We start from the raw sequence: 24,843 nt of genomic DNA, 5'->3' as shown, positions 1-24,843 counted from the left end.
GGCTCAGCTTCTCGCGGATCGGCGTCGCAGCCCCGCAGACACGATGGCGACGATCGTTCCGACGGCGACACCGATGACCGTCTCGATCACGCGGTCGCGCAGCAGCATCTCGGGGGCGACGGGCGAGGCGAGCGACACCATGAGCAGGGCGAGCGGAGTGATGAAGAGCATCGCGATGCCGTAGTTGCGCCCCACGAACAGCTCGGCACCCGCCTGCAGGGCCACCGCGACCAACAGCACGACCCACGGCGGCAGGTCGAGGGCGAGAAGACCCGCGGCGATCAGCACGCCCAGTAACGTCCCGACGAGCCGCTGCACGCCGCGGATGAGTCGGGCCGTGACGTGTGCCCCGCCGACGGCCGCGACGGCGCCGACCATCGCCCAGTACCAGTGGGTGCCCACCAGGAGGGCTCCGGCCACTCCCGCGAGGAGGGCTGCGACGCCGACGGTCGCCGTCATCTCCCACGCCACCGAGCCGATCGGCGGGCGCGTGCGCGCCGGGCGTCGCCACGAACCGCGGCGCGCGAGGATGAAGACCGTCGTCACGAGCATGCTCCACAGCACGCTCGCGCCCCCGACGAGGATGACGGTGAGGAACGTCTCGGCCGTGGCCGGGAAACTCGCGGTGGCTCCCGCGGCGAAGACGGCGAAGAGGGCGCCGGGCGGATGCCACTGGGCTCGGTACGCGAAGAGGGTGACGACCGCCGCGAGCAGGGCGACGACGGTGACGCTGGCAAGGGCCGGGGTCGCGAGCGCGGACAGAGCGGTGCCGACGAGCATGCACGACACGAGGACGGCGCCCGCCACGGACTGCATGCGGACGCGTGTGCGGGGCAGGTCGGTCCGCCCGTAGAGCGCGGCGAAAGCTCCGAAGCTCGCGTACACGCTGAGGTCGAGCCGGCCGAGTGCCAGAAGTACGAGGAGCGGGATGCCGACACTCAGCACGGCGCGGACGGCGACGCGGTGATCCCCGCGGTGCGGCCCCACGCGGATGACCCCGGTCCACACGCGTCCCCGGGATTCCGCCACCCCCTCAGCCTACGCTTCGCGATTGCGGCCGCCGTCCGTCTTGCGGGACGGGCGCAGCGGGGCCGCGACGCATCCGGGCTGGGCGAGGGGCTCACGCGCCTCGGGCGGATGCGCGAGAGTGTTCCGCGGCGTCAAGGGAGTGGCATCCCTCCCTCGATCTGATGGGGTGGGGAGATGGATGCCGAACGTGAGAAGCCCCCGATCGAGCCTGGCCCGGAGCCCGACACGTCTACCGCGGCCGAGGGGTCCACGTCGGATCCGACTCTCGACGGGGACGATCAGCCGATCGAATGACCTTTCGACGTCGAACGGTGCGCCGGTGAGCGGGGAGGCCTTTCCGTAGGGTGGGAAGCCCCCGACCCGAACGAGGAGAGACGTGTTCCGCACGCCCCTGACCCTGTTTCGCACCCTCGCGATCGCCGAGGCGATCTCGTGGACGCTTCTGATCGGCGGGTTGATTCTTCGCGCCGTCGCCGACCTTCCCATCGCGGTGTCGATCGGGGGTGGCATCCACGGCTTCGTGTTCCTCGCCTACGGGGCCACCGCCGTCCTCGTGGCGCTGAACCAGCGCTGGGGCCTCGGGCCGACCGCGCTCGCGGTGGTGAGCGCCGTCATCCCCTACGCCACGATCCCCACCGAGATCTGGCTGCACCGCACCGGACGCCTCCGCGGGGCGTGGCGGCTCGACGACAGCGGCGACCCGCGCGATCGACGGCCGCTCGACCGTTTGCTGCGGTTCTTCCTCCGCCGGCCCTGGGCGCTCGCGCTGGTGCTCGTCGCGCTGGTGGTGGTCGTGTTCGTCGTGCTGTTGGTCGTGGGTCCTCCCGGCGGCAAGGGCTGACACCGCACGGTGAGCCTCAGCGCACGAGGATGCGCACGCTCGCCGGAACGATGCGGCACGTGGCGGTGAAGGTCTCGACCGACCCGGAGAGGCTCGCCGTGGCGCGGCCCACCCCGAGGAAAGCGACCGTCCCGTCGTGCGCATGCACGCTGGGCGAGCGGTCGGAGAAGTGGCGCATCTCTCCACCCGCGTGACTCGCGAACGCGAGGTCGAGTTCGACGGCGACGATCGGTCCCGTCTCGGAACTCACCCGCCAGTCGATCGCGGCCAGCCCGCCGCCGCGACTCGACATCGTCAGCGTCGCCGACCCGCATTCCTCGCCACCGACGAGCTCGGTGCGCAGGGGCTGCGACGCGGGTGTCGAGTCGGCGCCGCACAGGCCGATGCCGTGCAGTCGGGCGTAGCCGCGACCGTTGTCCGTGATGCTCGAGCAGTCCGCGAGCAGGGGCGCCGTGAGGGCGTCGGACAGGGGATCGGCGCGCACGGTCGGCGACGCGGGGGCGACGGCCGCCGACGCTCCCGTCGCGAGCACCGCCGCGAGGGCAGCGACGAGGGCGAGCAGCGGAGCAGCGGTTCGGATCCGCACGGTGCACCTCCTTGTCGACGTCAGACGGAATCTACGCCGGGAACAGCGCGCTCGCCACGGGTCGACGGCGGGCGGGTCAGCGTTTGGTCGACACCGTGACCGTGAACTTGCGGTCGCGAGCGATCTGACGGGTCGGGCCCACGAGTCGCTCGAGAGCGGGGCGGTACTGCAGCGACGAGTTCCACACGGTCCAGAGCTCGCCGCCGGGGGCGAGCACCCGAGCCGCGTCGGCGAACATCCGGGGAGCGAGACCCTCGTTGATGGCGGATCCGGCGTGGAACGGCGGATTCAGCGCGATGAACGACGCCGTGGCATCCGGCTGCCCCCTCAAGACGTCGTCGCGGACGACGCTCACGCGATCGGACACCCCGTTGGCCTCGGCGGTGGCCCGGGCGGACGAGACCGCGATCGCCGATTGATCGCACGCGATGACCCGGAGGGAGGGATGCCGCGTCGCCAGGGCCGCGGCGACCACTCCCGTCCCGCACGCCAGGTCGATCGCCTCACCGCCGCGCGGCGACGGGAGGTGGGCGAGCAGCAGCCGCGTGCCGATGTCGATCGATGCGCCCGCGAAGGCGCCGCCGAAAGCGCGGACCGCGATGCCGTCGACCTCGGCGCTCTCGGGGACGGGCTCGGCGCCGTCGTGGGGGCCGCGCGCGACGAGGACCCGCGACTTCTGCCGCGCATGCGTGACGTCGAGCCGGGTGAAGAACCGTCGCAGCACGTCGTTCATCGACGGAGTCATGTGCTTCAGGCGACCGCCGGCGTACACGACGACCTCGGGGTGCGCATGAACGGCGATCAGCCCGGCGATGTCCGAGAGAGCGTGGAGCGACCGGGGGAGCCGCAGGAGGACGACCCGCGCCCCGGTGAGAAGCGCGGTATCGAGCGGGTGCGAGACGAAGGACTCCTCGAGCCCGGTGTCGCGGGCGTTGAGCGCCAGGGCTTCCTCGCCCAGCAGTTCGTCTTGATGGACCCGGATGCCGCGACCTCCGGCATCCGCTGACGCCAGCGTGAGCGCCCCGGAGGAGTCGCCGATCACGACGAGCTCGTCATCGCCGACCTGGGCTCGGGCGTCCGCTGACTCGTCGAGGATCAGGCGGTCGGCGGCGTCGACCGCCAGGAGATCGGGGCCCTCGAGATCGGGGCGGCGACGCAGGGCGTCGAACGAGAAAGGCACCGGTCCACGCTACCCGGGGGTGACGTGGGGCGGTGCCGATCCGAGTTGCGGGCTCAGCGGGTGCCGAAGTGGAACGGCAACGCCAGGGAGGCCGAGACGAGGATGATGCCGAGCGCGAAGAACAGCGCGGGGGCGGCAAGCGAGAACGAGATGCCGGTCAGCAGCATGCCGCCGACGAACAGGATGAGCGAGACGATGAACATGAGGATCCCTTCGGTCGCTCCAGGCTATCGTGCCGAGTCCGCGCGCCGGTTCGCCGGCGGGGTGGGTTGCGCCGTCGCGGGAACGGCGTCGCGAACGGCGGGATGCGGCCGTGGCGTGACTCCCAGGGCGGCGTGCGCCCACAGCGTGCTGCCGGCGACGGCCGCGGGCATGACCGCGACCGCCCCCAGCGGCACGAGGAAGCACAACTGCGTCGCCACCCCGAACCCGAGGGCACGCGCGCGATGGGTGCGCAGCAGTCGGCGGCGCGCCTGTCTGTCGAGGCCACGCGCCGAGAGCGCACGCGAGGTGAGCTCGTCGGCCAGCAGCCAACCGGTCAGGACCACGCCGGTGACGAAACCCAGGACGCCCCCGACGAAGGGGATGAGTCCGATGAGCCACGCGAGGGCGGCCGCCAGGATGCCGCGGAGGATGAGCCGGGCGCTGTCGCCGACGGCCCTCCAGAACCCGTACTCCGCGTCGGGGACCGTGCCGGTCGCGCTCCTCTCGGTCGCCCGCCAGATGCGGTCGTAGAAGGGCTCGCCCACGGCGAGGGTGACGGCCGTGAACGACACGATCGCCACGAGGACCGCGGCGCCGAACGAGGCCACGCCGATCGCGGTGCGCAGGGCGCCGGCCCAGAACGGCATCCAGGCGTCGGCGAACGGTGTCCAGTCGTCGACGAGGCCCGGGAGGACGAGACCCCACGTCACGAGGGCGGCGCCGAAGACCAGACCGACCAGGGTTCCCGGAATGAGCCCGAGCGCCATCGCGCCGGGCGTCCGGCGCCATTGACCGAGGCCGCGTGCCAGCAGGGCCGCTCCGGCGAGGAATTCGCGCATGCCGGGATTCTGGCAGACGCCTCCGACATCGGCGGAGGCGGTTGCGTCCGGTTCGCCGGCCCCGTCCCGTCGCGATGTCGGAGAGGGATGCCAGGATGCCGCTATGCGCATCCGCACCACCTCGACGCAGCGCACCTACCGGTACGTGCGATTGGGCCTGATCGGCGCGACGGCCCTTCTGGCAATCGGGGTGGGGCTGGAACTGCTGAGCGGCGAGGGATTGCCGTCCGTCAGCGCGGCCTACTACACCCCCGCGGGTCCGATCTTCGTCGGCTCGTTGACCGCGATCGCCCTCGCGCTGCTCGCCCTGTCGGGTCGGAGCCTCGAGCAGGGCCTGCTCGACATCGCCGCGGTACTGGCCCTCGCGATCGCCTACGTGCCGACGACCGTCTCGTCGGGTGCCTGTCTCGACGCGGCGCGGTGCGTGCCGCCCGCGGTGCGGCCGACCGTGGCGAACAACGCCGTGGCGGTGGCATCCGTGGTCCTGCTCGGGGTGATCGCGGCGGCGATCCTCGCCCGGGTGCAGAGCACCGCGAGTGCCGGGGTGGCGGCGACGATCGGAGTGGTCGTCGTGATCGTCGCCGGAGGGGCGACGTGGGCGCTGATCGCGCCCGAGGCGTTCTTGGCGGGGGCGCACCAGATCGCGGCGGTCGCCTTCTTCGTGCTGATCGCAGCGGTGGCGGCGGTGGCGGCCTGGCGACCGCGGCGGACCGGGCGCCTTCGCCGCGGGGTGCGCATCGCGTATGCGACCGTGGCCGTCGGGATCGTGGTGACCCTCGTTCTGCTCGTGGTAGGCGTGATCTCGGGGCTCGAGCGCGCGGGTGTCCCGGTGGTGCTCGTGGGGGAGTCGGTGGCCCTGGCGCTCTTCGCGGTGTTCTGGCTCGTGCAGACGGTGGAGCTGTGGAACGAGGCCGACCCGACGCTGCGGGAATAGACCCGGGACCCCCGCGTTGAACTTGATACGACGGCGCTCAAGAAGCAAACTTGAGCGAACCGCACTCACGTATCTCAGGAGACGGAATTGCCCGAAGACTTCACCCCCGGTGACGGCGCCCAGTCGTTCGACGAGTTCCTCGCCCGCTACCTCGCGGGCGAGCAGGCGCGCGCCGAGCGCTCCATCGACCTCAGCCGATTCCTCAGCGCCCGCACCCAGGATGCCCTCCAAGAGGCCGGCCGCTTCGCGCTCGGCCGCGGTCAGCGCGAGCTCGACGCCCTGCACGTGCTCCACGTCCTGGTCGGACGATCGCCCGCGAAAGAGGCCGTCGCCCGACTCGGCGCCGACCCAGCCGCCATCGCCCGCGCGGCCGAGAGCCGCCTCCCCGCGGCGGCGACCCCCGCGAACGTCGACGGCGCCGTCGTCGCCGGCTCCGTGCAGCGCGCGCTCTTCCACGCCTTCCAGGTCGCGCGAGCCGCGGGCTCGACCTACGTCGACCCCGACCACCTCTTCTTCGCGCTCGTGCTCGCGCAGGACGCGCCCGCCGGGCAGATCCTCGCTCAAGCCGGCGTCACCGCCGAGGCCCTCACCCAGGGGGTGCGCGAGACCGTCATGGGCGGCGAGCAGGACGAGATGACCGGCGCGTCGGCATCCGTCACCCCGAACCTCGACCGTTTCGGCATCGACCTCACCGCCCGCGCGGCGGCCGGCGAACTCGACCCGGTCATCGGTCGCTCCGACGAGATCGAGCAGACCATCGAGATCCTCAGCCGTCGCACCAAGAACAACCCGGTGCTGATCGGCGAGGCCGGCGTCGGCAAGACCGCCGTCGTCGAAGGCCTCGCCCGCGCGATCGTCGCGAACGAGGTTCCCGAGCAGCTGCGCGAGACCCGCGTCGTCTCGCTCGACCTCGCCGCGATGCTCGCGGGCGCCCGCTACCGCGGCGACTTCGAAGAGCGCCTCACCCAGACGATGGACGAGATCGCGGCCTCCGACAAGCTCGTCGTCTTCATCGACGAGGTGCACACGCTCGTCGGCGCCGGTGGCAGTGGCGACGGATCGATGGACGCCGGCAACATCCTCAAGCCCCGCCTCGCCCGCGGCGACGTGCACCTGATCGGTGCGACGACCCTGCGCGAATACCGCACGATCGAGAAGGACCCCGCCCTCGAGCGGCGCCTGCAACCCGTGCGCGTGGGGGAGCCCTCGATCACGGATGCCGTGGAGATCCTGCGCGGACTCCGCTCGGCGTACGAGGAGCACCACGCCGTCACCTACACCGACGACGCCCTGCGCGCCGCGGTCGAGCTCAGCGACCGGTACCTGCCCGATCGCGTGCTGCCCGACAAGGCCATCGACCTGATCGACCAGGCCGGGGCGCGACTACGCCTGCGCCTCGGTGTGGCGGTCGACACCTCGTCGCTGCTCGAGCGTCTCGCGACCCTCGAGGCCGACAAGAACGCCGCCGTCTCGGCCGAGCACTACGAAGAAGCCTCGCGCCTGCGCGACGAGATGGTCACCGTGCAGCAGCGACTCGACGAGGCGACCAGCGGCCCGCGCGCCGCCGCCGTCGTCGACGAGCCCGAGATCGCCGCGGTGATCAGCCGGGCCACCGGCATCCCCGTCGCACGCCTCACCGCCACCGAGCGGGGCCGCCTGGCCGACCTCGAGGCCGAGCTGCACGCTCGCGTGATCGGTCAGGACGACGCGGTCGCCGCCGTCGCCAAGGCCGTGCGTCGCAACCGCACGGGCATGGGCGACGAGAACCGCCCGGTCGGGTCGTTCCTGTTCCTCGGCCCCACCGGCGTCGGCAAGACCGAGCTGGCGAAGGCCCTGGCCGGGTCGCTCTTCGACGACGACGGCGCCGTGATCCGCTTCGACATGAGCGAGTTCGGCGAGCGGCACACCGTGTCGCGTCTGATCGGCGCCCCTCCCGGATACGTCGGCTACGACGAGGCCGGCCAGCTCACGGAGCGCGTGCGCCGTAACCCCTACGCCGTCGTGCTGTTCGACGAGATCGAGAAGGCCCACCCCGATGTGTTCACCCTGCTGCTGCAGGTGCTCGACGACGGCCGCCTGACCGATGGCCAGGGCCGCACGGTCGACTTCCGGAACACCGTCATCGTGATGACGTCCAACCTGGGCGCCGAGTTCTTGGCATCCCGGTCGTGGGCCATCGGCTTCACCACCACGGGGCGCGAGTTCGCCGACGACGACCTGCGCGACCGCGTGATGGGCAAGCTGCGCGAGGCGATGCGGCCGGAGTTCCTCAACCGCATCGACGACATCGTGCTGTTCCGCAAGCTCGAGAAGGCGCAGCTGCGCCAGATCGTGCGTCTGCTGCTGAACGCGACCTCGCGCCGGCTCGCCTCTCGCGAGGTCACGCTCGAGGTGACGGATGCCGCGATTGACCGTCTCTCCGAGGTCGGCTACGAGCCCGAGTACGGTGCGCGGCCGCTGCGCCGCGTCATCCAGCGCGAGGTCGACGACCGCATCGCCGACCTGTTCGTCTCGGGCGAGTTGAGCGATGGGGGAGCGGTGACGGTGGATGCCACCGCCGCGGGCTTCAGCGTCTCGGCCGCCGTGCAGGCGCTCGCCGCGTAGAACGATGAGATGAACGCCCCGGGGCTTCGGCTCCGGGGCGTTCGCCGTGCGCGCGGACTGTTCGCCCTCGAGCGGACGCGCACGTGACGAGGACGTATACGTTCGGCGAGGACGCACCCGGTCGGCCGCGCTCTTCTGCGTCCTCGACGAACGAATGCGGTTTCGGCATGTGCGAGCACCTGCGACCCGCGTGCTGTCGCGCCCCGATGTCCGAGGTTGGCGGCAGAGTAGAACCATGAGTCGTATCGGCACGATCTTCAGCCCGTACCCGCATCCGCCCGAGCAGCTGCGCGACGCCGCGCGCGCGGCCGAAGACGCCGGTGTCGAAGAACTCTGGCTCTGGGAGGACTGCTTCCGCTCCTCGGCCTGGGCCGCGGCCGCCGCGGCGCTCGCCGTGACGGATCATCTGCGCATCGGCGTCGGTATCGCCCCGCTTCCGCTGCGCAACATCGCCGCTTCGGCCATGGAGGTCGCCACGATCGAGCGCATGTTCCCCGGTCGCCTTCTTCCCGGCTTCGGTCACGGTGTGCAGGACTGGATGCGACAGGTCGGGGCGAAAGCCGCGTCTCCCTTGACGCTCATGCGTGAGCACCTGCCCGCGCTGCGTTCCCTGCTCGCGGGCGAGACCGTCACCACGGAGGGACGTTACGTGAGACTCCGCGACGTCTCCCTCGACTGGCCGCCCGCCCAGGCTCCCCTCGTCTATGCCGCCGCCGAAGGGCCCAAGACTTTGAGCCTCGCCGGCGCCGTGGCCGACGGGGTGGTGCTCGACAGTCGGCACACCGTCGCCGAGATCGCCGCCGCCGTGCAGACCGTGCAGGCCGGGCGCGCAGAAGCCGGTCGAGAAGGCCGCGCCGACATCGTCGCGTACGTGCTGACCGCGTTCGGTCCCGATGCGCGAGAGCGCGCGACGGCGGTCATGTCCGATCGCGAGGACGCGACCGACCGCGTGCTCGCGGGATCGGTGGGCGAGGTCGCCGAGGGCGTTGCGCGCTTCCAAGCGGCGGGCGTCGACGACGTCGTGCTGCTGCCGACCGACGACGTCGATCTCGCCGCGTTCTTCTCGGCCGTCGGCCAGGTCGCTCAGGCTGTTCCCCACGCGGGAGGCGTGTCGTGACGCGCGGAACCGTTTCGCTGGGTCTCGCCGGCTCCCTGGGCCCCGACGCCGTCGCCCGGATCGCCCCGGTCGTCGAGAGCGCCGGCTTCGACACGCTGTGGATCAACGACACCCCCGACGGCGACGCCCTGGCGGCGCTGGCGGCCGCAGCGCGCGTGACCGACCGGCTCCGTCTCGCGACCGGGGTCGTGCCCGTCGACCGCAGACCCGCCGAGGCGATCGCCGCCGACGTGGCATCCCTGGCTCTTCCCCTCGACCGTCTCACGCTCGGCATCGGCTCGGGCATGGCGAAGCAGGGGGCTCTCGCCCGGGTGACCGAGGCCGTCTCGGTGCTGCACGAGGCCGGGGTGCCGCGCGTTCTCGTCGGGGCCTTGGGCCCCAAGATGCGACGAACGGGCGTCGAATTCGCCGAGGGCGTCTTGCTCAACTGGGTGCCCCCGACCGAGGCCCGCGACCAGGCCGAGGCGCTGCACGCGATCGCGCCGGACGCGCACATCGCCGTCTACGTGCGCACGGCGATCGCCCCCGCGGCGCGCGAACGGCTCGAGGCGGAGACAGCCCGATACGCCTCGTTCCCGAACTACGCCGCGAACTTCGAGCGGATGGGGGTGGATGCCGCAGACACGACGATCCGCGACGTCACCGAGCTGGGGGATGCTCTCGAGGCCTACACCGCGGCCGCCGACGAGGTCGTGCTGCGGGCGATCGTGGCGGAGGACACCGTCGAGGCGTATGTCGACTTCGCGAGGAGGACGGCGCCGTCGCCGCGCTGAGCATGACCCGCGATCGACGCGGTCAGCGCACCAGGCGCACCGTGCGGGGGATCGGGCCGAACGACGACTCCGCGTCGTCGGGACGGAACCCGTTGCGGAGATAGAACGCGTGAGCGCGCGGATTGTCCGCCGCGACCCACAGCGACGCGGGCCGGTCCCCGAGGACCGCGTCGAGCAGCGCCTGGCCCGCTCCGCTCCCGTGCGAGGACTCGACGACGTAGAGCATCTGCAGTTCCTCGGGGCGGACCGCGTCCGCCCCCGGGGTGAGGTGCGTCGCGGCGAAGCCCACGATGGACCCGTCGGCGTCGGCGACGACGACGTTCAGCTCCTCTTCCTCGAGTGAGGAACGCCACATCCCGATCCGGCGCCCGACATCGAACCACGGGTTCGTGTCGGGATCGTCGACGAACCGTCCGTAGGTCTCGCGCCACGACTGGGCGTGCACGGTCGCGATCGCGACCGCGTCGGCCGGGATCGCGGGGCGGATCCGGAGGGTCGCGCGCGATCGTTCCATGACGCGAGTCTAGGAACACCGCCCGATGGGGTCCGCGCGAGGCGCGCTGGATAGTCTCCCCTCATGACGCTGTCGCTTCCCGACCTTCCCGACCTGCACTGGACCGGCGTCGAGGGCGACGCCCGCGTCGACGCTCGCGGCGCGTTGACGCTGACATCCCGGGGCGGGGTCGACTGGACGAACGACGCGACCGGCGGTCCGGCCCAGCACGCCGCGACCGCCTTGGCCTTCGCGGCTCCCGACGGAGATTTCACCCTGTCGGCCCGGGTGCGCGTGACGGGGGAGCGCTCGACCTTCGACGCCGGGGCGCTCGCGCTGTGGTCGGGTCCGCAGAGGTGGGCGAAGGTCTGCAACGAGTACTCGCCCCAGGGCGACAGCATGGTCGTGAGCGTCGTGACGAACGACTTCTCCGACGACGCCAACGGCGCGGTCTTCGCGACCGACGCGGTCTTCCTGCGAATGGCTCGTGTCGGGGCGGCCTTCGCGTTCCACTACTCGCTCGACGGCGAGTCCTGGCCCTTCCTGCGCGTGTTCCGTCTGGACGCCGACTCCTCGACCCTCTCGGTCGGCTTCCTGGCTCAGGCGCCGATGGGAGCGGGGGCGACCGCCGTCTTCGATGAGATCCGGTTCGATCGCTCATCGCTCCGCGACCTGCGCGACTTGAGCTGAGGCCCCAGCCCCGCGTACGGATGACAGACTGACCGGATGCCGCGTCGCACAGGTCTCACCGTCCGCTCCGTCGCCCGCGGGGCACTCGCCCTACTGCTCGTCGGGGCCGGCGTCAGCCATGTCACGTGGGGTCGCCGTGGCTACCGGATCGTCGTTCCCGGGTGGGCGACGCGGCTGCTCCGCACCGACAAGGACGCCATCGTCGTGGCATCCGGGGCCGTCGAAGTGATCCTCGGCGTCGCTCTCGTCGCGTTGCCGCAGGAGCGCGGGCGCATCGGCGCGGCCATCGCCGCGTTCTTCGTCGCGGTGTTCCCCGGCAACGTGCACCAGTGGCGGACCGGGCGTTCAGCGCCCGGGTTGAACACCGACCGCTCGCGCTTCCTCCGACTGTTCCTCCAGGTGCCGCTCGTCGCCTGGGCCTGGTGGTCGACGCGCCGGAGCTGACGGCCGCGCCTACGCCGCCTCGCCGAGCTCGAGGATGCCGTTCTCGAACGCCGCGCGGGCCAGCACCTTGTAGCCGTGGTCGGCGAAGAAGACCGTCAGTCGATCGTCCTCGATGGCCATGACCGTACCGGTACCGAACTCACCGTGTTCGACGGTGGAATCGATGCGGATGCCGCCGGACTCGGCGTCTTCGGTCGCCGGCTCGACCGGCACCACCGCGCCGGCGTCGCACCGGTCGCATGAGGCGCACTGACTCGGCGTCTCGACGCCGAAATACTCGAGCAGCGCCCGCCGTCGGCAGTGAGTCGTCTCCGCGTACCCGCGCATGATCTCGATGCGAGAGGCCCGGATGCGCTCTTCGGCCTCGTCGCGCTCGCGCACGGCGCTCACCGCGTCGCCCGCCGAGACCTTCGCAAGCGCCGACACTCCGTCGGGGCCCGACACGGCGAGCTCGCAGGCCACGAGCTGGTTCAGCACCCGGCCGATCGCCCGGACCGAGCGGCCGCTCTCGTCGGCGACGTCTTTCGCGCGCACCGGCGTGCTGGTCCGCTGCAGAACGTCCCAGACGCCCGCGATGTCGGCTCGTTTGGTGTGGCCGCCCGCGAAGAACGAGCGCAGCGAGAAGTCCTCGGCGCGGTAGTGCAGGATCGCCCGCGCGGGCTGCCCGTCGCGGGCGGCGCGTCCGATCTCCTGGGCGTACGAATCGAGCGACTCCGTGACATCGGCGTGCACGACCAGGCGCACGTCGCTCTTGTCCACTCCCATGCCGAACGCCGAGGTCGCCACCACCACGTCGAGCTCTCCCGCGCTCCACGCGGAGTGCACCTCGTCGCGCTTCTTCTGCGCCATGGCTCCGTGGTACGCCGCCGCCCGCAGGCCGAGTTCGCGGAGTTCTTCGGCGTAGGAGTCGGTACCCTTGCGCGTCGCCACGTACAGCAACGCCGGGCCGCCGGCATCCTGGACATCCGCCACGACCGCGCGGCGCTTGTCCGCGTCGTGCTCGTGCCGGCGGACGGCCATGTGGATCTCGGGACGATCCATGCCGCGCACCTCGAGGTGGGGCTCGCGCATGCCGAGGCTCGAGACAATGTCGTCGCGGACGGGAGCGGATGCCGTTGCGGTCAGCGCCAGCACCGGGGGATGGCCGAGGGCTTCGATGGCGTCGCCGATGCGCGCGTAATCGGGGCGGAAGTCGTGGCCCCACGCCGAGACGCAGTGGGCTTCGTCGATGACGACGAGGCGTACATCGGCCTTCGCGAGACGATCGAACACCTCGGCGTTGGCGAGCTGTTCGGGGGCGAGGAAAGCGTAGACGGCGTCGGGTCCCTCGATCGCGGCCCACGCGGCTTTCTTGGCGGCGGCGCCGGTGCGCGAGTTGAGCGCGACCGCGGCGGGGGCATCGGGGGCGGCGTCGATCGAGTCGATCTGGTCGCGCTGGAGGGCCAGCAGGGGCGAGATGACCACGGTGGTCCCGCCCAGCTCACATCCGGCGATCTGGTAGACCGCCGACTTGCCTGCTCCGGTCGGGAACACGACGAGAGTGTCGCGGCCGCTCACCACCGCGTCGATCGCCTCGGCCTGACCCGGCAGCAGGTCGTCCCATCCGAACACCTCACGGGCGGTGCGGGCGGACTGTTCGAGTGTGGCGGGAGCGTTCACGAAGCCTCATTCCTGGGGGAGGTCTCAGCACACCTCAGACCTCCGACATCGCCCCGGGGGTTGCGAGGGCGGCCCGGATCTGTTCTCGCGAGGGGGTGGCCGTGAAACGCTGAAGGTCTCCGAAAAGCGCCGTGGTCATGGCACTCGCGCGTGATCCGCACAAGCGTCCACCCGATGTCGGAGGGGGATGCCAGGATGCCGACATGCTCTTCGGCGACATCGAGACCGCGCTCGCGACGGTGACGAACACGCGCTCGCGCCTGGCGAAGATCGAGGCCCTCGCGGCCCTTCTGCGCGGACTCGATCCCGAAGAGATCGAGCCCGCGGTGGGGCTTCTCACCGCGGCCCCGCGCCAGGGACGCCTCGGCGTGGGGTGGCGGACGCTCTCCGCCCGCGCCGGTGATCACGCCGACACCTCGAACCTGACGATCGGCGACGTCGACGACGCGTTCAGCGCGCTCACCGGGATCGTTGGGGCGGGTTCCGCGGCCGTCCGAACGCGCCTCCTCGACGACCTCGCGGGGCGCGCGACGGCGACGGAGTGGCACCTGCTCCTTCGCATCATGACGGGCGAACTGCGCACGGGCGCCCTCGAGGGAGTGCTCCTGGATGCCGTGGCCCGAGCCGCCGAGCGCGACGGTGCCCTGGTGCGTCGCGCCGCCATGCTGTCGGGGGATCTGGGTGGGACGACCCGCATCGCCCTGACCGGGACCCCCGAGGATCTCGCGGCGGTCGGGCTCGTGGTGGGGCGCGGCGTGCAGCCGATGTTGGCGTCTCCCGCGACGAGCGTCGCCGAGGCGATGGCCGTGACCGGCCGAGCCTCGGTGGAGTACAAACTCGACGGGGCCCGGGTGCAGGTGCATCGCCACGGCGACGAGGTGCGCGTCTTCACCCGCACACTCGCCGACATCACCCACCGGGTGCCCGAGATCGTCGAGGTGGCGCTCTCGCTCCCCGTCCACGACATCATCCTCGACGGCGAGACCCTCTCGCTCGACGAAGACGGCGGTCCTCGCCCGTTCCAGGACACGATGGCCCGCTTCGGCGCCGAGACGGCTCGAGAGATCGCCCTGCGCCCCTGGTTCTTCGACCTGATCCATCTCGACGGTCGCGACCTCGTCGACGAACCCCTCGCCACGCGCCTCGCCGAGCTCGAACGGGTGGCGGCGGAGCACCGCATCCCCGCCGTGCTCACGGACGACGTCGACGTCGCCGACGCCTTCGCGCGCGACGCTCTCGCCGCCGGCCACGAGGGAGTGATGGTGAAGGGGCTCGACGACCCCTATACCGCGGGGCGCCGCGGCAAAAGCTGGCTGAAGGTCAAGCCGGTGCACACCTTCGACCTCGTCGTCCTCGGGGTGGAGTACGGATCGGGCCGACGCTCCGGCTGGCTGTCGAACCTGCATCTCGGAGCGCGGGATCCACACGGCCGCTTCGGCGACCCGGGCAGCTTCGTGATGGTCGGCAAGACGTTCAAGGGACTGACGGACGAACTGCTGCAGTGGCAGACGGCGCACTTCGCCGAGAGGCAGACCGCAGACCTGCCGGGCGGCATCCGCGTGGCGCCCGACACCGTCGTCGAGATCGCGATCGACGGGGTGCAGCGGTCCGTGCGGTATCCGGGCGGCGTGGCGCTGCGCTTCGCCCGGGTGAAGACATACCGTTCGGACAAGACCGCGGCAGAGGCCGACACCATCGAGACCCTGCGCGCGTTGCTGCCCGGCGGCGGCGAAGCGGCGACGGAAGGATGAAGCCATGAGTCTGGCCCCCTGGCTCGACGGCGAGCTCGGCTACCGCAGTTTCGGAACCCCGGGAGCCCCGCGGGCCGTGTTCGTCCTGCGCACGGGCGATATCGCGACCACCGATCCCGACGCCCGCGTCACCTCGGGTTTCGACGTGCGGATCGTCGCGGTCGGCCTCGATGCGCCCGAGCTCGAGGACCCACCGGTCTTCGGTGGGCAGACCCCGGCCGGGCTGACGGTCGAGGCGCTGAAGGCGTTGCTCGAACGCGAAGCGCCCGGGGCGACCGTGGGAGTCGTCGGCGAAAGGGCCGCCGGACCGATCGCCCTCTACCTCGCCGCGGCGATGGGTGGTGTCGTCGATCGGGTCGCGATCGTCGGCGTCGAGAGCCCCTCCGACCCGCTGAGCCGCGACCTGCGGACCCCCCTGCTCGACGACCTCGCGGCCGAGGTGCTCGTCGTCGTGGGCGGCGACGGCCCCGCGGGGCGAAGCGATGCGACGTGGTACGTCGATCGCCTCCGCGCGGGCACCGCCGAGGTCGTCCATCCCGATGAGATCGGCTCGGTCGACGGTCAGGTCACGCTGACGTCGGTGTGGTCACGCGTGTTGGCGCACGTCGCCCCGGGCGCCGAACGCCGCTGAGGCCCGCCCCTCAGCCGCGCGCGACGGCCTTGACCTGCACGACGTTGGATTCTTCATCGACCTCGACGTGGTCGGTCTGCGCCTTCAAGAAGTCCGAGAAGCTGCGGAACCCGAGCGCCTTCTCGCTGAACGAGGGGTCGAGGCGCTTCATCAGGTCCTTCACGGCCGAGGCGTGCAGCCACTCGCCGTCGGCGCGCTCCGCCTCGAGCTGCATGGCGCGCTCGAGCAGGTCGACCGCCGGGTCCTTCGAGCGCTTGCGTGCGCGCGGCCGCGAGGGAGCGGCATCCTTCTTCGTCTCGGCGAGATTCGGGATGCCGGGGAGCGAGTCGTACGCGTCGAAGCGGTCGCACGCCGCGGCCAGGGACTTCGCCGTGGACCCGGCCACCCCGACCCCGACGACGTAGCGACCGAGCCGCTTGCAGCGCTGGGCGAGGGGAACGTAATCGCTGTCGCCGGCGACGATGACCACGTGCGACAGGTCGGGGAGGCGGAACATGTCCTCGACGGCATCCACCGCGAGTCGGATGTCGGCGCCGTTCTTGGCGTAGGCGGCGGCGGGGAACAGCTGCACCAGGTCGACGGCGCGCGCGACGAGCTGCGAGCGGTACTCGGCGTTCACCGGCGACGACCAGTCCGCGTAGGCCCGAGTCAGCACCAGGGTGCCGAAGGACGCGGCGTAATCGATCACCGCGCCGACGTCGATGGTCGCCTTGGTCAGGCGCTCGGCGATGTCGGGATCGGTCGGGTTCTCGGCGATCTTCTGCCGGTCGCGCGAGTAGGCGTTCCTCCCGTGCACGCGGTCGTACCAGGACATGACGATGTTGTCGAAGTCGAGGTAGACGGCGACGCGGGCGGTCTGGGTGTCGGGCATACGTCCAGTCTGACCCGTCGCGCCCGCGACCGGGTAGCCCTCGCCCCTCACCGTTCGCCGGGGTAGACCACGCCGATCTGGCGGCGCACCTCGTCGAGCACGCCCATGATCGCCACGGTCTCGTCGATCGACAGGATGTCGTGGGAGTCCGTTCCGGCGGCGACGAAACGCTCGGCGGCCTGGGCCTGGAACTGCATGCCGCGCCCCGGGACCTCGGAGGTGAACTCCTCGATCACGTCTCCGTCGGGCGAGACGACGCGGAACGAGGTCGGGGTGTACCAGACGCGGTCGATCTCGATGCGGGCCTCGGTTCCGACGATCTGCGCGACGTTCATCCCCGCTCCGCGCGACGACGACACACTGGTCGACAGGGCACCGCCCGCGTGGACGAAGCTGGTCGCCACTTCGGCGTCACTGCCTGCGTCGGACAGACGAGCCAGGGCGGTGATGCGCTCCGGCAGGCCGAGGACGTCGATCGCGAACGAGATCGGGTAGATGCCCAGGTCGAGCAGGGCGCCCCCGCCCAGCGCCAGATCGTTGAGGCGGTGCGCCGGGTCGGCGGAGATCTTCTGGGTGTGGTCGGCCGACACGACGCGGATCTCGCCGAGGGTGCCCGCGGCGAGGATCTCGCGGATACGCACCATGTGCGGCAGGTATCGGGTCCACATCGCTTCCATGGCGAGGAGACCCTTCTCGGCCGCTTTGTCGCGGATGGCCGCCGCCTCGGCGGCGTTGAGCGTGAACGGCTTCTCGACCAGCACGTGCTTGCCGTTGTCGAGGGCGAGCAGGGCGTTCTCGAGGTGCGCGGGGTGCGGGGTCGCGATATAGACGATGTCGACGTCCGGATCGGCGACCAGTTCTTCGTACGAGCCGTGCGCGTGCGCGATGTCGTACTGTTCGGCGAAGGCCCGAGCGCTGTCGATGCGGCGGGAGCCGACGGCGGTGACGTCGAGGCCCGCGGTGCGCAGGTCGGAGGTGAAGGCGTGGGCGATGCCGCCCGTCGCGAGGATGCCCCAGTGCAGTCCGGTCATGCGCTCCACCGTAGCGGCGCCCGCCGACATCGGCGTCGCGCGAGTCTCGAAGGGCCCCGGATGCCGGCATCCCGTGTCTCATGATGCCGGCATCGTCCTAGGCTCGTCGCATGACGGCCGTCGAGCGCTTCCGCGAGCTCCTGTCCATCCCGACGGTGTCGTGTGTCGACCCGGCGGAGGTCGACGATTCGGCCTTCGAAGACTTCCACGCGGCTCTCGAACGGCTCTATCCGCTCGTCCACGCGCGTCTCGAGCGAGAGGTGGTCGAGGGACGGTCGCTGCTCTACCGCTGGGCGGGGGAGAGCCCCGTCGAGCCCCTGGTGCTCCTCGCCCACCAGGACGTGGTGCCCGTGGACGGGCAGGAGTGGGGGCATCCGCCTTTCGCCGCCGACCTCGTCGGTGAGGAAGCGGAAGCGACGATCCATGCGCGCGGCGCGATCGACGACAAGGGGGCGCTCGTCGCGATCCTCGAGGCGGTCGAGGGGGCACTGGCCGAGGGGATCACGCCGCGAACGGACGTGTGGCTCGCCTTCGGACACGACGAAGAGACGCGCGGCACCGGCGCCCGAGCGATAGCGGCGCTGCTGGCTGCGCGCGGCATCCGTCCCGCTCTGGTGCTCGACGAGGGGGGAGCGGTCGTCGAGGGCGCCGTCCCGGGGGTGGCTGCGCCCACGGCGATGATCGGTGTCGCCGAGCGCGGCGTCGCCACCTTCGACCTCGTGACCCGAGAGGCCGGCGGGCATGCCTCGACCCCGCCGCGCATGCCGGCGACGGCCCGATTGGCCCGCGCGATCGATCGCCTCCGCCGTCGCCCGTTCCCCCGACGACTTGTCCCGCCCGTCCGTGCCATGCTCGCCACGGCCGCATCGCACGCCGGGGAGCCCCTGGCGACGCTTTTCCGCCGCACGTCCGTGTCAGCGCCGGCCGTGACCGCGGCCCTGTCGCTCCTCGGTCCCGAGACCAATGCGCTCGTTCGGACCACGGCCGTCGTCACACGTCTCGAGGGCTCGGCGGGCGAGAACGTGCTCGCCACCTCGGCGCGCGCGAGCGTGAACGTGCGCCTGCTCACCGGCGACACGCTCGCCGATGTCTCGATCCACCTGCGCCGAGCGGTCGCCGACCCGCTCGTCGACATCGAGCTGCGCCACGGCGACGACCCCTCGCCGGTCTCGCCCTGGCAGGGGGAGGCGTGGAGACGGCTGTCCCGCGCCGTCACAGACACCCTCGGCGCGGACACCGTCCCCCTGCCGTATCTCCAACTCGGGGCCAGCGACAGCCGCTTCTACACGGGTCTCACCGACGCGGTGTATCGGTTCGCGCCGTTCCACCTCACGAGGTCCGAACGCGACGCGTTGCACGCTCCCGACGAGCGCATCCGCGTCGAGGTGTGGCTGCGTGGCATCCGGTTCTATCGCGCGCTGATCGAGGGCTGACGCGGGCCGAGACCACCGAGTGCGGAGGACCGCGAGGCCGCCGTTCCGCGCCGAAGGGGCGATTCTTCTTCCGCGGCGGGCGATTCTGCTGGCGTCGGATATTCTCGTGTGACCGGTCACGCAACAGCGCGCGACCCGCAATGAGGCGGATGATGAGCGACACCGATACCCCGGAGGCCACGGGGCGTGCCCCGAGCATCCGCGACGTCGCCCGGCTCGCGGGAGTGTCGTACCAAACCGTCTCGCGGGTGATCAACAACAGCACTCAGCTCCGCCCCGAGACCGCGGCCAAGGTGCGCTCGGCGATCGCCGAGTTGAAGTTCGTCCCCAATCAGGCCGCGCGCGCCCTCGCCACGAGCCGCTCGCGCCTGATCGGTGTGCTGGGACCGCGAGCGACGACCCACGGCACCTCGGCGATGGTGCAGGCGATCGAGTCGGCGGCGCGGTCCGCCGGGTACCGCCTCACCCTCACGAACCTCGCCACCAGCGCCCCCGACGACGTGCGCTCCTCGATCGACCACCTCATGCAGCAGTCCATCGAGGGACTCATCGCCGTCGCACCGCAGACGCGGGTGGTGCCGATCCTCGACGAGCTCAAGCTGCCCGTTCCGGTGCAGATCGTCACCTCGACCGGCACCTCGACGACCCGCAACGACCAGAGCGCCGGGGCGCGAGCGGCCGTCCGCCACCTCATCGAGCTCGGGCATTCGCGGATCCTTCACATCGCGGGTCCGCGCGACTGGGTCGAGGCCGATCACCGCATGCGCGGGTATCTCGCCGAGATGGATGCCAACGACCTCTCGCCGCGTCCCCCCATCCTGGGCGACTGGACGGCGCAGTTCGGATTCGAGGCGGGCCTCGAGCTGCTGCGGACGGAGGATGCCACCGCGGTCTTCGCGGGCAACGACCATATGGCGCTCGGCTTCATGCATGCCGTCCGGGCCATAGGTCGCTCGGTGCCGGAGGACCTCTCGGTGGTCGGCTTCGACGACGTGCCCGAATCCGCCCACCTCTGGCCGCCGCTGACCACCGTCCGACAGGACTTCGTGGGTATTGGCACGCGTGCCGTCACCGACCTGCTGGCATCGCTCGGCGAGAGCGGTGACGACGGAGGCGTGATCGAACCCGACCACCTCCGCCTCATCGTGAGGTCGTCGACGGCCCCGCCGCGGTCCTGATCCGCGACGCGCTCACGTCACGTTTCGGCAACGGCTGGACTTCGAGCGCGTCGGGACTTGACAGTCGTGCCGTGCTTGGAGGTAGCATCGCTCACACAATGTGAACGGTCACATGACCGGGTCACACGGCCGACGGGACTCGCTGCGGAGCGGATCCGTCGAGACGAAGACGTTTCGAACGACGCGGGTTGACCGCCTCGCCGAGGGCCTTTCGTTTCGCCCCCGAGACCGTGCGCCCGACCTGCGCCGTCAGCACTGCCCGCGGTGTGCTCCAGGGGGAGCGCCGCGACAAACACCCAATGGAGGGAACCAGAGTGAAGAAGCACAGCATGCTCAAGGCGATCGCGGGAGCGGGCGTCCTCGCGCTCGGCATCGGTCTCGCCGGTTGCGCCGGTGACCGTACCGGCGCCGGCAGCGGAGACTCGCAGGAGGCCGGCGGCACCATCGGTGTGGCCATGCCGACCCAGCAGTCGGAGCGATGGATCGCCGACGGCAACAACGTCAAGTCGCAGCTCGAAGAGCTCGGCTACCAGGTCGACCTGCAGTACGCGAACGACGACATCCCCACCCAGGTCTCGCAGATCGAGAACATGATCACCACGGGCGCCAAGGCCCTGATCGTCGCCTCGATCGACGGCACCACGCTCACCGACGTGCTGCAGCAGGCCAAGGACGCGAACATCCCCGTCATCGCGTACGACCGCCTCATCAACGGCACCGAGAACGTCGACTACTACACGACGTTCGACAACTACAAGGTCGGCGTCCAGCAGGCCACCTCGCTCCTGACCGGCCTCGGCGTCCTCGACGCCTCGGGCAAGGAGACCGGCGCCGCCGGCCCCTTCAACGTCGAGCTGTTCGCCGGTAGCCCCGACGACAACAACGCCACGTTCTTCTGGAACGGCGCGATGGACACCCTCAAGCCCTACATGGACAAGGGTGTGCTGAAGGTTCCCTCCGGCCAGACCGAGTTCGGCCAGGCGGCCATCCTCCGCTGGCTGCCCGAGACGGCGCAGAAGCGCATGGAGAACATCCTCACCGTCATCGGCGGCACCAAGCTCAACGGTGTGCTCTCGCCCTACGACGGTCTGTCGATCGGCATCATCTCGGCCCTCACCTCGGGTGGCTACTCGGCCAGCGACCTCCCCGTCATCACGGGTCAGGACGCCGAGGCCGGCTCGATCAAGTCGATCATCGCGGGTGAGCAGTACTCGACGATCTTCAAGGACACGCGCGAGCTCGCCAAGCAGGCCGTGACCATGGTCGACGACATCCGCAAGGGCGAGAAGCCCGAGGTCAACGACGAGAAGACCTACGACAACGGCAAGAAGGTCGTTCCCTCGTACCTCCTGCAGTCGACGATCGTCACGAAGGACAACTACAAGGAAGTCCTCATCGACAGCGGTTACTACACCGAGGCCGACCTGAAGTAATCCCCCGGAGGGGCTCCCCGTCCCTCCGCCCCGCCTCCGCCGCGGCCCCCCGGGTCGCGGCGGAGGCTCCTGCGGGTCCGCGGCATCCCGCGCCCGCCCCACATTCCGACCGGCCACGCGCCGGTTCTGCAAGGAGGACCTCGTGAGCACCATCCTCGAGATGCGCTCGATCACCAAGGAGTTCCCCGGCGTCATCGCGCTCGCCGACGTGTCACTGACCGTCGAGCGCGGGACGGTTCACGCCATCTGCGGCGAGAACGGCGCCGGCAAGTCCACCCTCATGAAGGTGCTCAGCGGTGTGTATCCCGCGGGCGACTACCGCGGCGAGATCGTCTTCGACGGCAACACCGTCGAGTTCAAGGACATCCGCGACAGCGAAGCGGCCGGCATCGTCATCATCCACCAGGAGCTCGCCCTGAGCCCCTACCTCTCGATCGCCGAGAACATCTTCCTCGGCAACGAGATCACGCACCGCGGTCTCATCGACTGGGATGCCACGAACCGCGAAGCGGCCAAGCTCCTCGCCCGCGTGGGCCTGGGCGACAGCCCCGACGTTCCCGTCAACGAGATCGGCGTCGGCAAGCAGCAGCTCGTCGAGATCGCCAAGGCGCTGTCGAAGGACGTCAAGCTCCTCATCCTCGATGAGCCGACCGCGGCGCTCAACGACGACGACTCCGAGCACCTGCTGGATCTGATCCGCCACCTGCGCGGCCAGAACATCACGTGCATCATCATCAGCCACAAGCTCAACGAGATCCGCGCGATCGCCGACGAGGTCACGATCATCCGTGACGGTCGCACGATCGAGACGCTCGATGTGGCCACGGGCGGCACCAGCGAAGACCGCATCATCCGCGGAATGGTGGGCCGCGAGCTCGAGAACCGCTACCCCGACCGCGACGTGGAGATCGGCGACGAGGTCCTGCGCATCGAGGATTGGAACGTCAGCCACCCCACCGACGCGAACCGCACCGTCATCCACCAGGCCAACCTGAACGTGCGCGCGGGCGAGGTCGTCGGCATCGCCGGCCTGATGGGCGCCGGACGCACCGAGCTCGCGATGAGCGTGTTCGGCAAGAGCTTCGGCTCGAAGATCTCGGGCAACGTCTACATCCGCGGTCAGAAGGCCGACACCTCGACGGTGCCCGCCGCGATCCGTAGCGGTCTCGCCTACGTGACCGAGGACCGCAAGGGCGCCGGTCTCAACCTGATCGACACGATCAAGCGCAACATCTCGCTCGCCGGGATGCGCAAGCTCGTCAAGGGCGGTTGGGTCGACGGCGACGAGGAGTACCTGGTCGCCAACCGCTACCGCAAGTCGATGAACATCAAGGCGCCCAGCGTCGATGTCGTCGTCGGCAAGCTGTCGGGCGGCAACCAGCAGAAGGTCGTGCTGTCGCAGTGGCTGTACTCCGACCCGGAGGTGCTCATCCTCGCCCGGAGGTGCTCATCCTCGACGAGCCGACCCGCGGCATCGACGTCGGCGCCAAGTACGAGATCTACACGATCATCAACTCCCTCGCGGCGCAGGGGAAGGGGGTGCTGGTCATCTCTTCGGAGCTGCCCGAGCTCCTCGGCATCTGCGACCGCATCTACACCCTCAGCGAAGGCCACATCACCGGCCAGCTGCCCATCGAAGAGGCCACTCCCGAGGCACTCATGGTGCTCATGACGAAGGAAAAGGAAGCCGACCATGTCAGCGCTTGACAACACCGTGACCCCACAGGGTCCCGCCACGCCGAAGGGCCCCGTCGGCGGCGCCGCCGGCAGCGGTGCCGGCGGCATCGTGCAGTTCTTCACGTCGCGCCTGCGCGAGATCGGCATCTTCATCGCGTTGATCGTGATCGTGCTGCTCTTCCAGGCGTTGACCGGCGGGCGTCTGCTCACCGCGGGCAACGTGTCGAACATCATCGTCCAGAACAGCTACATCCTGATCCTCGCGATCGGCATGGTGATGATCATCATCGCCGGCCACATCGACCTGTCGGTCGGATCGGTCGCCGCCTTCGTCGGTGCCGTCTCGGGTGTGCTCATCGTGCAGTGGGGCCTGCCCTGGTGGCTCGGCATCGCCCTCTCGCTGCTCCTCGGTGCCGTGGTCGGCATGTGGCAGGGCTTCTGGGTCGCCTACATCGGCATCCCCGCGTTCATCGTGACCCTCGCGGGCATGCTCCTCTTCCGCGGTCTGACGCAGATGACCCTGGGCAACACGCAGATCACGCCGTTCCCGACCGAGTACCGCGCGCTCGGTGGCGGATACCTGTTCCCCGACCTGTTCCCGGCGGCGACCTCGCCCGCCGAGTGGATCACGGTCGCCCTCGGCGCCCTGACCCTCGTCCTCTTCGTCGTGTCGCAGGTTCGCCAGCGCGCGAAGCGCGCCGCGCTCGAGCTGCAGAACGAGCCGCAGGTGGCGTTCCTGGTCAAGGTCATCGGTGGCGGCGCGCTGATCGCCTACCTCACCTACCTGCTCGGTGTGGCTCCCGGATCGCGCGGCACGCCCATCGTGCTCGTCGTCCTGGCGCTGCTCATCATCGGCTACTCGACGGTCATGAGCCGCAGCGTCTTCGGCCGCCACATCTACGCCCTGGGCGGCAACCGCACTGCCGCGAAGCTCTCGGGTATCAACACCCGTCGCGTGGACTTCATGCTCTTCGTGAACATGGGTGTCCTCGCGGCTCTCGCCGGCATCGTCTTCACGGGTCGCCTGAACTCGGCCGGCCCGGGTGCCGGTAACCTCTTCGAGCTCGACGCGATCGCGGCCTCGTTCATCGGTGGAGCGGCCGTCCAGGGTGGTGTCGGCCGCGTGGTCGGCGCGATCGCCGGTGGTCTGGTCATGGGTGTGCTCAACAACGGCATGTCGCTGATGGGCATCTCGACCGACGTGCAGCAGTTCATCAAGGGCCTCGTGCTCCTGCTGGCCGTGGCCTTCGACGTGTGGAACAAGAACCGCACGCGCGGTTGATCCACGCTCTTTCGTCGAACGCCCCGTCGCCTCGTGCGGCGGGGCGTTCGTTCGTGCGCGGCCGCTGCCCGCGCGAGGGGTCGTTTCGTGTCGCCGAGGATCGCCCGCGGCGACCGGAACCGACCCTTCACGCGGATCTTTCGGGATAACCCGAAAGCGCGCG

The 24,843-nt window shown here is 70.6% G+C and carries 22 protein-coding genes and 1 pseudogene; 14 read left to right on the top strand and 9 right to left on the bottom strand.

Translation table 11 applies throughout. The features are described from left to right. Nucleotides 1-3 precede the first annotated feature (3 nt). Nucleotides 4-1,029, bottom strand: coding sequence for an FUSC family protein (locus OVA26_RS12910; RefSeq protein WP_268104336.1), 1,026 nt, complete (start codon nt 1,027-1,029; stop codon nt 4-6). A 376-nt stretch (nt 1,030-1,405) separates the two neighbouring features. On the opposite strand from OVA26_RS12910, the gene OVA26_RS12905 reads away from it, so the two are divergent. Then, the gene (locus OVA26_RS12905; protein ID WP_144785607.1) at nt 1,406-1,870 is read left to right on the top strand and encodes a DUF3817 domain-containing protein; all 465 of its coding nucleotides are present in this window, start codon (nt 1,406-1,408) and stop codon (nt 1,868-1,870) included. 16 nt (nt 1,871-1,886) lie between these two features. Here OVA26_RS12905 and OVA26_RS12900 read toward each other — a convergent pair whose 3' ends face one another. From OVA26_RS12900 to OVA26_RS12885, 4 genes are all read right to left on the bottom strand, one after another. Next, on the bottom strand, nt 1,887-2,456 hold the full coding sequence (locus tag OVA26_RS12900) for a hypothetical protein (RefSeq protein WP_268104335.1): 570 nt from the start codon (nt 2,454-2,456) through the stop codon (nt 1,887-1,889). Between the two features lie 76 nt (nt 2,457-2,532). Next, nucleotides 2,533-3,636, bottom strand: coding sequence for a class I SAM-dependent methyltransferase (locus tag OVA26_RS12895; RefSeq protein WP_268104333.1), 1,104 nt, complete (start codon nt 3,634-3,636; stop codon nt 2,533-2,535). Nucleotides 3,637-3,689: 53 nt separating this feature from the next. Continuing rightward, nucleotides 3,690-3,839 carry a hypothetical protein gene (locus OVA26_RS12890; protein WP_164481596.1) on the bottom strand — a complete coding sequence of 50 codons (150 nt, stop codon included), beginning with the start codon at nt 3,837-3,839 and terminating at the stop codon, nt 3,690-3,692. 24 nt (nt 3,840-3,863) lie between these two features. Beyond that, complete coding sequence (locus OVA26_RS12885; protein WP_268104332.1) at nt 3,864-4,679, bottom strand: EI24 domain-containing protein; 816 nt, start codon at nt 4,677-4,679, stop codon at nt 3,864-3,866. A gap of 103 nt (nt 4,680-4,782) precedes the next feature. On the opposite strand from OVA26_RS12885, the gene OVA26_RS12880 reads away from it, so the two are divergent. From OVA26_RS12880 to OVA26_RS12865, 4 genes are all read left to right on the top strand, one after another. Then, nucleotides 4,783-5,613 (top strand): hypothetical protein, encoded by an 831-nt coding sequence (locus tag OVA26_RS12880; RefSeq protein WP_268104331.1) that lies wholly within the window; start codon nt 4,783-4,785, stop codon nt 5,611-5,613. Between the two features lie 87 nt (nt 5,614-5,700). Further along, on the top strand, nt 5,701-8,217 hold the full coding sequence (locus tag OVA26_RS12875) for an ATP-dependent Clp protease ATP-binding subunit (RefSeq protein ID WP_268104330.1): 2,517 nt from the start codon (nt 5,701-5,703) through the stop codon (nt 8,215-8,217). Between the two features lie 235 nt (nt 8,218-8,452). After that, the gene (locus OVA26_RS12870) at nt 8,453-9,334 is read left to right on the top strand and encodes an LLM class flavin-dependent oxidoreductase (RefSeq protein ID WP_268104328.1); all 882 of its coding nucleotides are present in this window, start codon (nt 8,453-8,455) and stop codon (nt 9,332-9,334) included. Next, on the top strand, nt 9,331-10,107 hold the full coding sequence (locus tag OVA26_RS12865; RefSeq protein ID WP_268104327.1) for an LLM class flavin-dependent oxidoreductase: 777 nt from the start codon (nt 9,331-9,333) through the stop codon (nt 10,105-10,107). Before OVA26_RS12870 ends, OVA26_RS12865 begins: the two co-directional genes overlap by 4 nt. Before the next feature lie 22 nt (nt 10,108-10,129). Here OVA26_RS12865 and OVA26_RS12860 read toward each other — a convergent pair whose 3' ends face one another. Beyond that, a complete protein-coding gene (locus OVA26_RS12860; RefSeq protein ID WP_268104325.1) occupies nt 10,130-10,621 on the bottom strand; it encodes a GNAT family N-acetyltransferase in 492 nt (163 codons plus the stop codon). 63 nt (nt 10,622-10,684) lie between these two features. Here OVA26_RS12860 and OVA26_RS12855 point away from each other — a divergent pair, with 63 nt between their 5' ends. Together OVA26_RS12855 and OVA26_RS12850 are read left to right on the top strand one after the other, a co-directional pair. Beyond that, on the top strand, nt 10,685-11,290 hold the full coding sequence (locus OVA26_RS12855) for a DUF1349 domain-containing protein (RefSeq protein ID WP_268104324.1): 606 nt from the start codon (nt 10,685-10,687) through the stop codon (nt 11,288-11,290). A gap of 36 nt (nt 11,291-11,326) precedes the next feature. Continuing rightward, entirely contained in the window at nt 11,327-11,734 is a 408-nt protein-coding gene (locus OVA26_RS12850; protein ID WP_268104323.1) for a DoxX family protein, read from the top strand. 9 nt (nt 11,735-11,743) lie between these two features. Here OVA26_RS12850 and OVA26_RS12845 read toward each other — a convergent pair whose 3' ends face one another. Continuing rightward, nucleotides 11,744-13,393, bottom strand: a complete 1,650-nt coding sequence (locus OVA26_RS12845; RefSeq protein WP_268104322.1) for a RecQ family ATP-dependent DNA helicase — start codon at nt 13,391-13,393, stop codon at nt 11,744-11,746. Between the two features lie 203 nt (nt 13,394-13,596). Between OVA26_RS12845 and OVA26_RS12840 the strand changes: the two genes are divergently transcribed. Together OVA26_RS12840 and OVA26_RS12835 are read left to right on the top strand one after the other, a co-directional pair. Further along, nucleotides 13,597-15,144, top strand: coding sequence for an ATP-dependent DNA ligase (locus tag OVA26_RS12840; RefSeq protein ID WP_268104926.1), 1,548 nt, complete (start codon nt 13,597-13,599; stop codon nt 15,142-15,144). A 4-nt stretch (nt 15,145-15,148) separates the two neighbouring features. Next, nucleotides 15,149-15,775, top strand: coding sequence for a hypothetical protein (locus tag OVA26_RS12835; RefSeq protein WP_074696748.1), 627 nt, complete (start codon nt 15,149-15,151; stop codon nt 15,773-15,775). Between the two features lie 10 nt (nt 15,776-15,785). Here OVA26_RS12835 and OVA26_RS12830 read toward each other — a convergent pair whose 3' ends face one another. Both OVA26_RS12830 and OVA26_RS12825 read right to left on the bottom strand, forming a co-directional pair. Continuing rightward, the gene (locus OVA26_RS12830; RefSeq protein ID WP_056228758.1) at nt 15,786-16,646 is read right to left on the bottom strand and encodes an NYN domain-containing protein; all 861 of its coding nucleotides are present in this window, start codon (nt 16,644-16,646) and stop codon (nt 15,786-15,788) included. Nucleotides 16,647-16,693: 47 nt separating this feature from the next. Beyond that, nucleotides 16,694-17,677, bottom strand: coding sequence for a Gfo/Idh/MocA family protein (locus tag OVA26_RS12825; RefSeq protein ID WP_268104321.1), 984 nt, complete (start codon nt 17,675-17,677; stop codon nt 16,694-16,696). A gap of 110 nt (nt 17,678-17,787) precedes the next feature. Between OVA26_RS12825 and OVA26_RS12820 the strand changes: the two genes are divergently transcribed. The 5 genes and pseudogenes from OVA26_RS12820 (at nt 17,788) to mmsB (ending at nt 24,680) form a co-directional block, all read left to right on the top strand. After that, nucleotides 17,788-19,110, top strand: coding sequence for a M20/M25/M40 family metallo-hydrolase (locus OVA26_RS12820; RefSeq protein WP_268104319.1), 1,323 nt, complete (start codon nt 17,788-17,790; stop codon nt 19,108-19,110). Nucleotides 19,111-19,262: 152 nt separating this feature from the next. Continuing rightward, nucleotides 19,263-20,288 (top strand): LacI family DNA-binding transcriptional regulator, encoded by a 1,026-nt coding sequence (locus tag OVA26_RS12815; RefSeq protein ID WP_268104318.1) that lies wholly within the window; start codon nt 19,263-19,265, stop codon nt 20,286-20,288. Nucleotides 20,289-20,617: 329 nt separating this feature from the next. Continuing rightward, a complete protein-coding gene (gene chvE / locus OVA26_RS12810) occupies nt 20,618-21,721 on the top strand; it encodes a multiple monosaccharide ABC transporter substrate-binding protein (RefSeq protein ID WP_081349887.1) in 1,104 nt (367 codons plus the stop codon). Nucleotides 21,722-21,881: 160 nt separating this feature from the next. Then, nucleotides 21,882-23,428: pseudogene (mmsA, locus tag OVA26_RS12805) on the top strand (multiple monosaccharide ABC transporter ATP-binding protein). Next, the gene (gene mmsB, locus OVA26_RS12800) at nt 23,415-24,680 is read left to right on the top strand and encodes a multiple monosaccharide ABC transporter permease (protein ID WP_235556977.1); all 1,266 of its coding nucleotides are present in this window, start codon (nt 23,415-23,417) and stop codon (nt 24,678-24,680) included. The pseudogene mmsA and the gene mmsB overlap by 14 nt, the downstream one beginning before the upstream one ends. Nucleotides 24,681-24,843: the final 163 nt, after the last annotated feature.

This window comes from Microbacterium sp. SL62 (assembly GCF_026672635.1).
In the GTDB taxonomy this organism is placed as follows: domain Bacteria; phylum Actinomycetota; class Actinomycetes; order Actinomycetales; family Microbacteriaceae; genus Microbacterium; species Microbacterium testaceum_A.
Note: the sequence above shows the minus strand (reverse complement) of the source record. Positions and strands in the feature narration are given on the sequence as shown.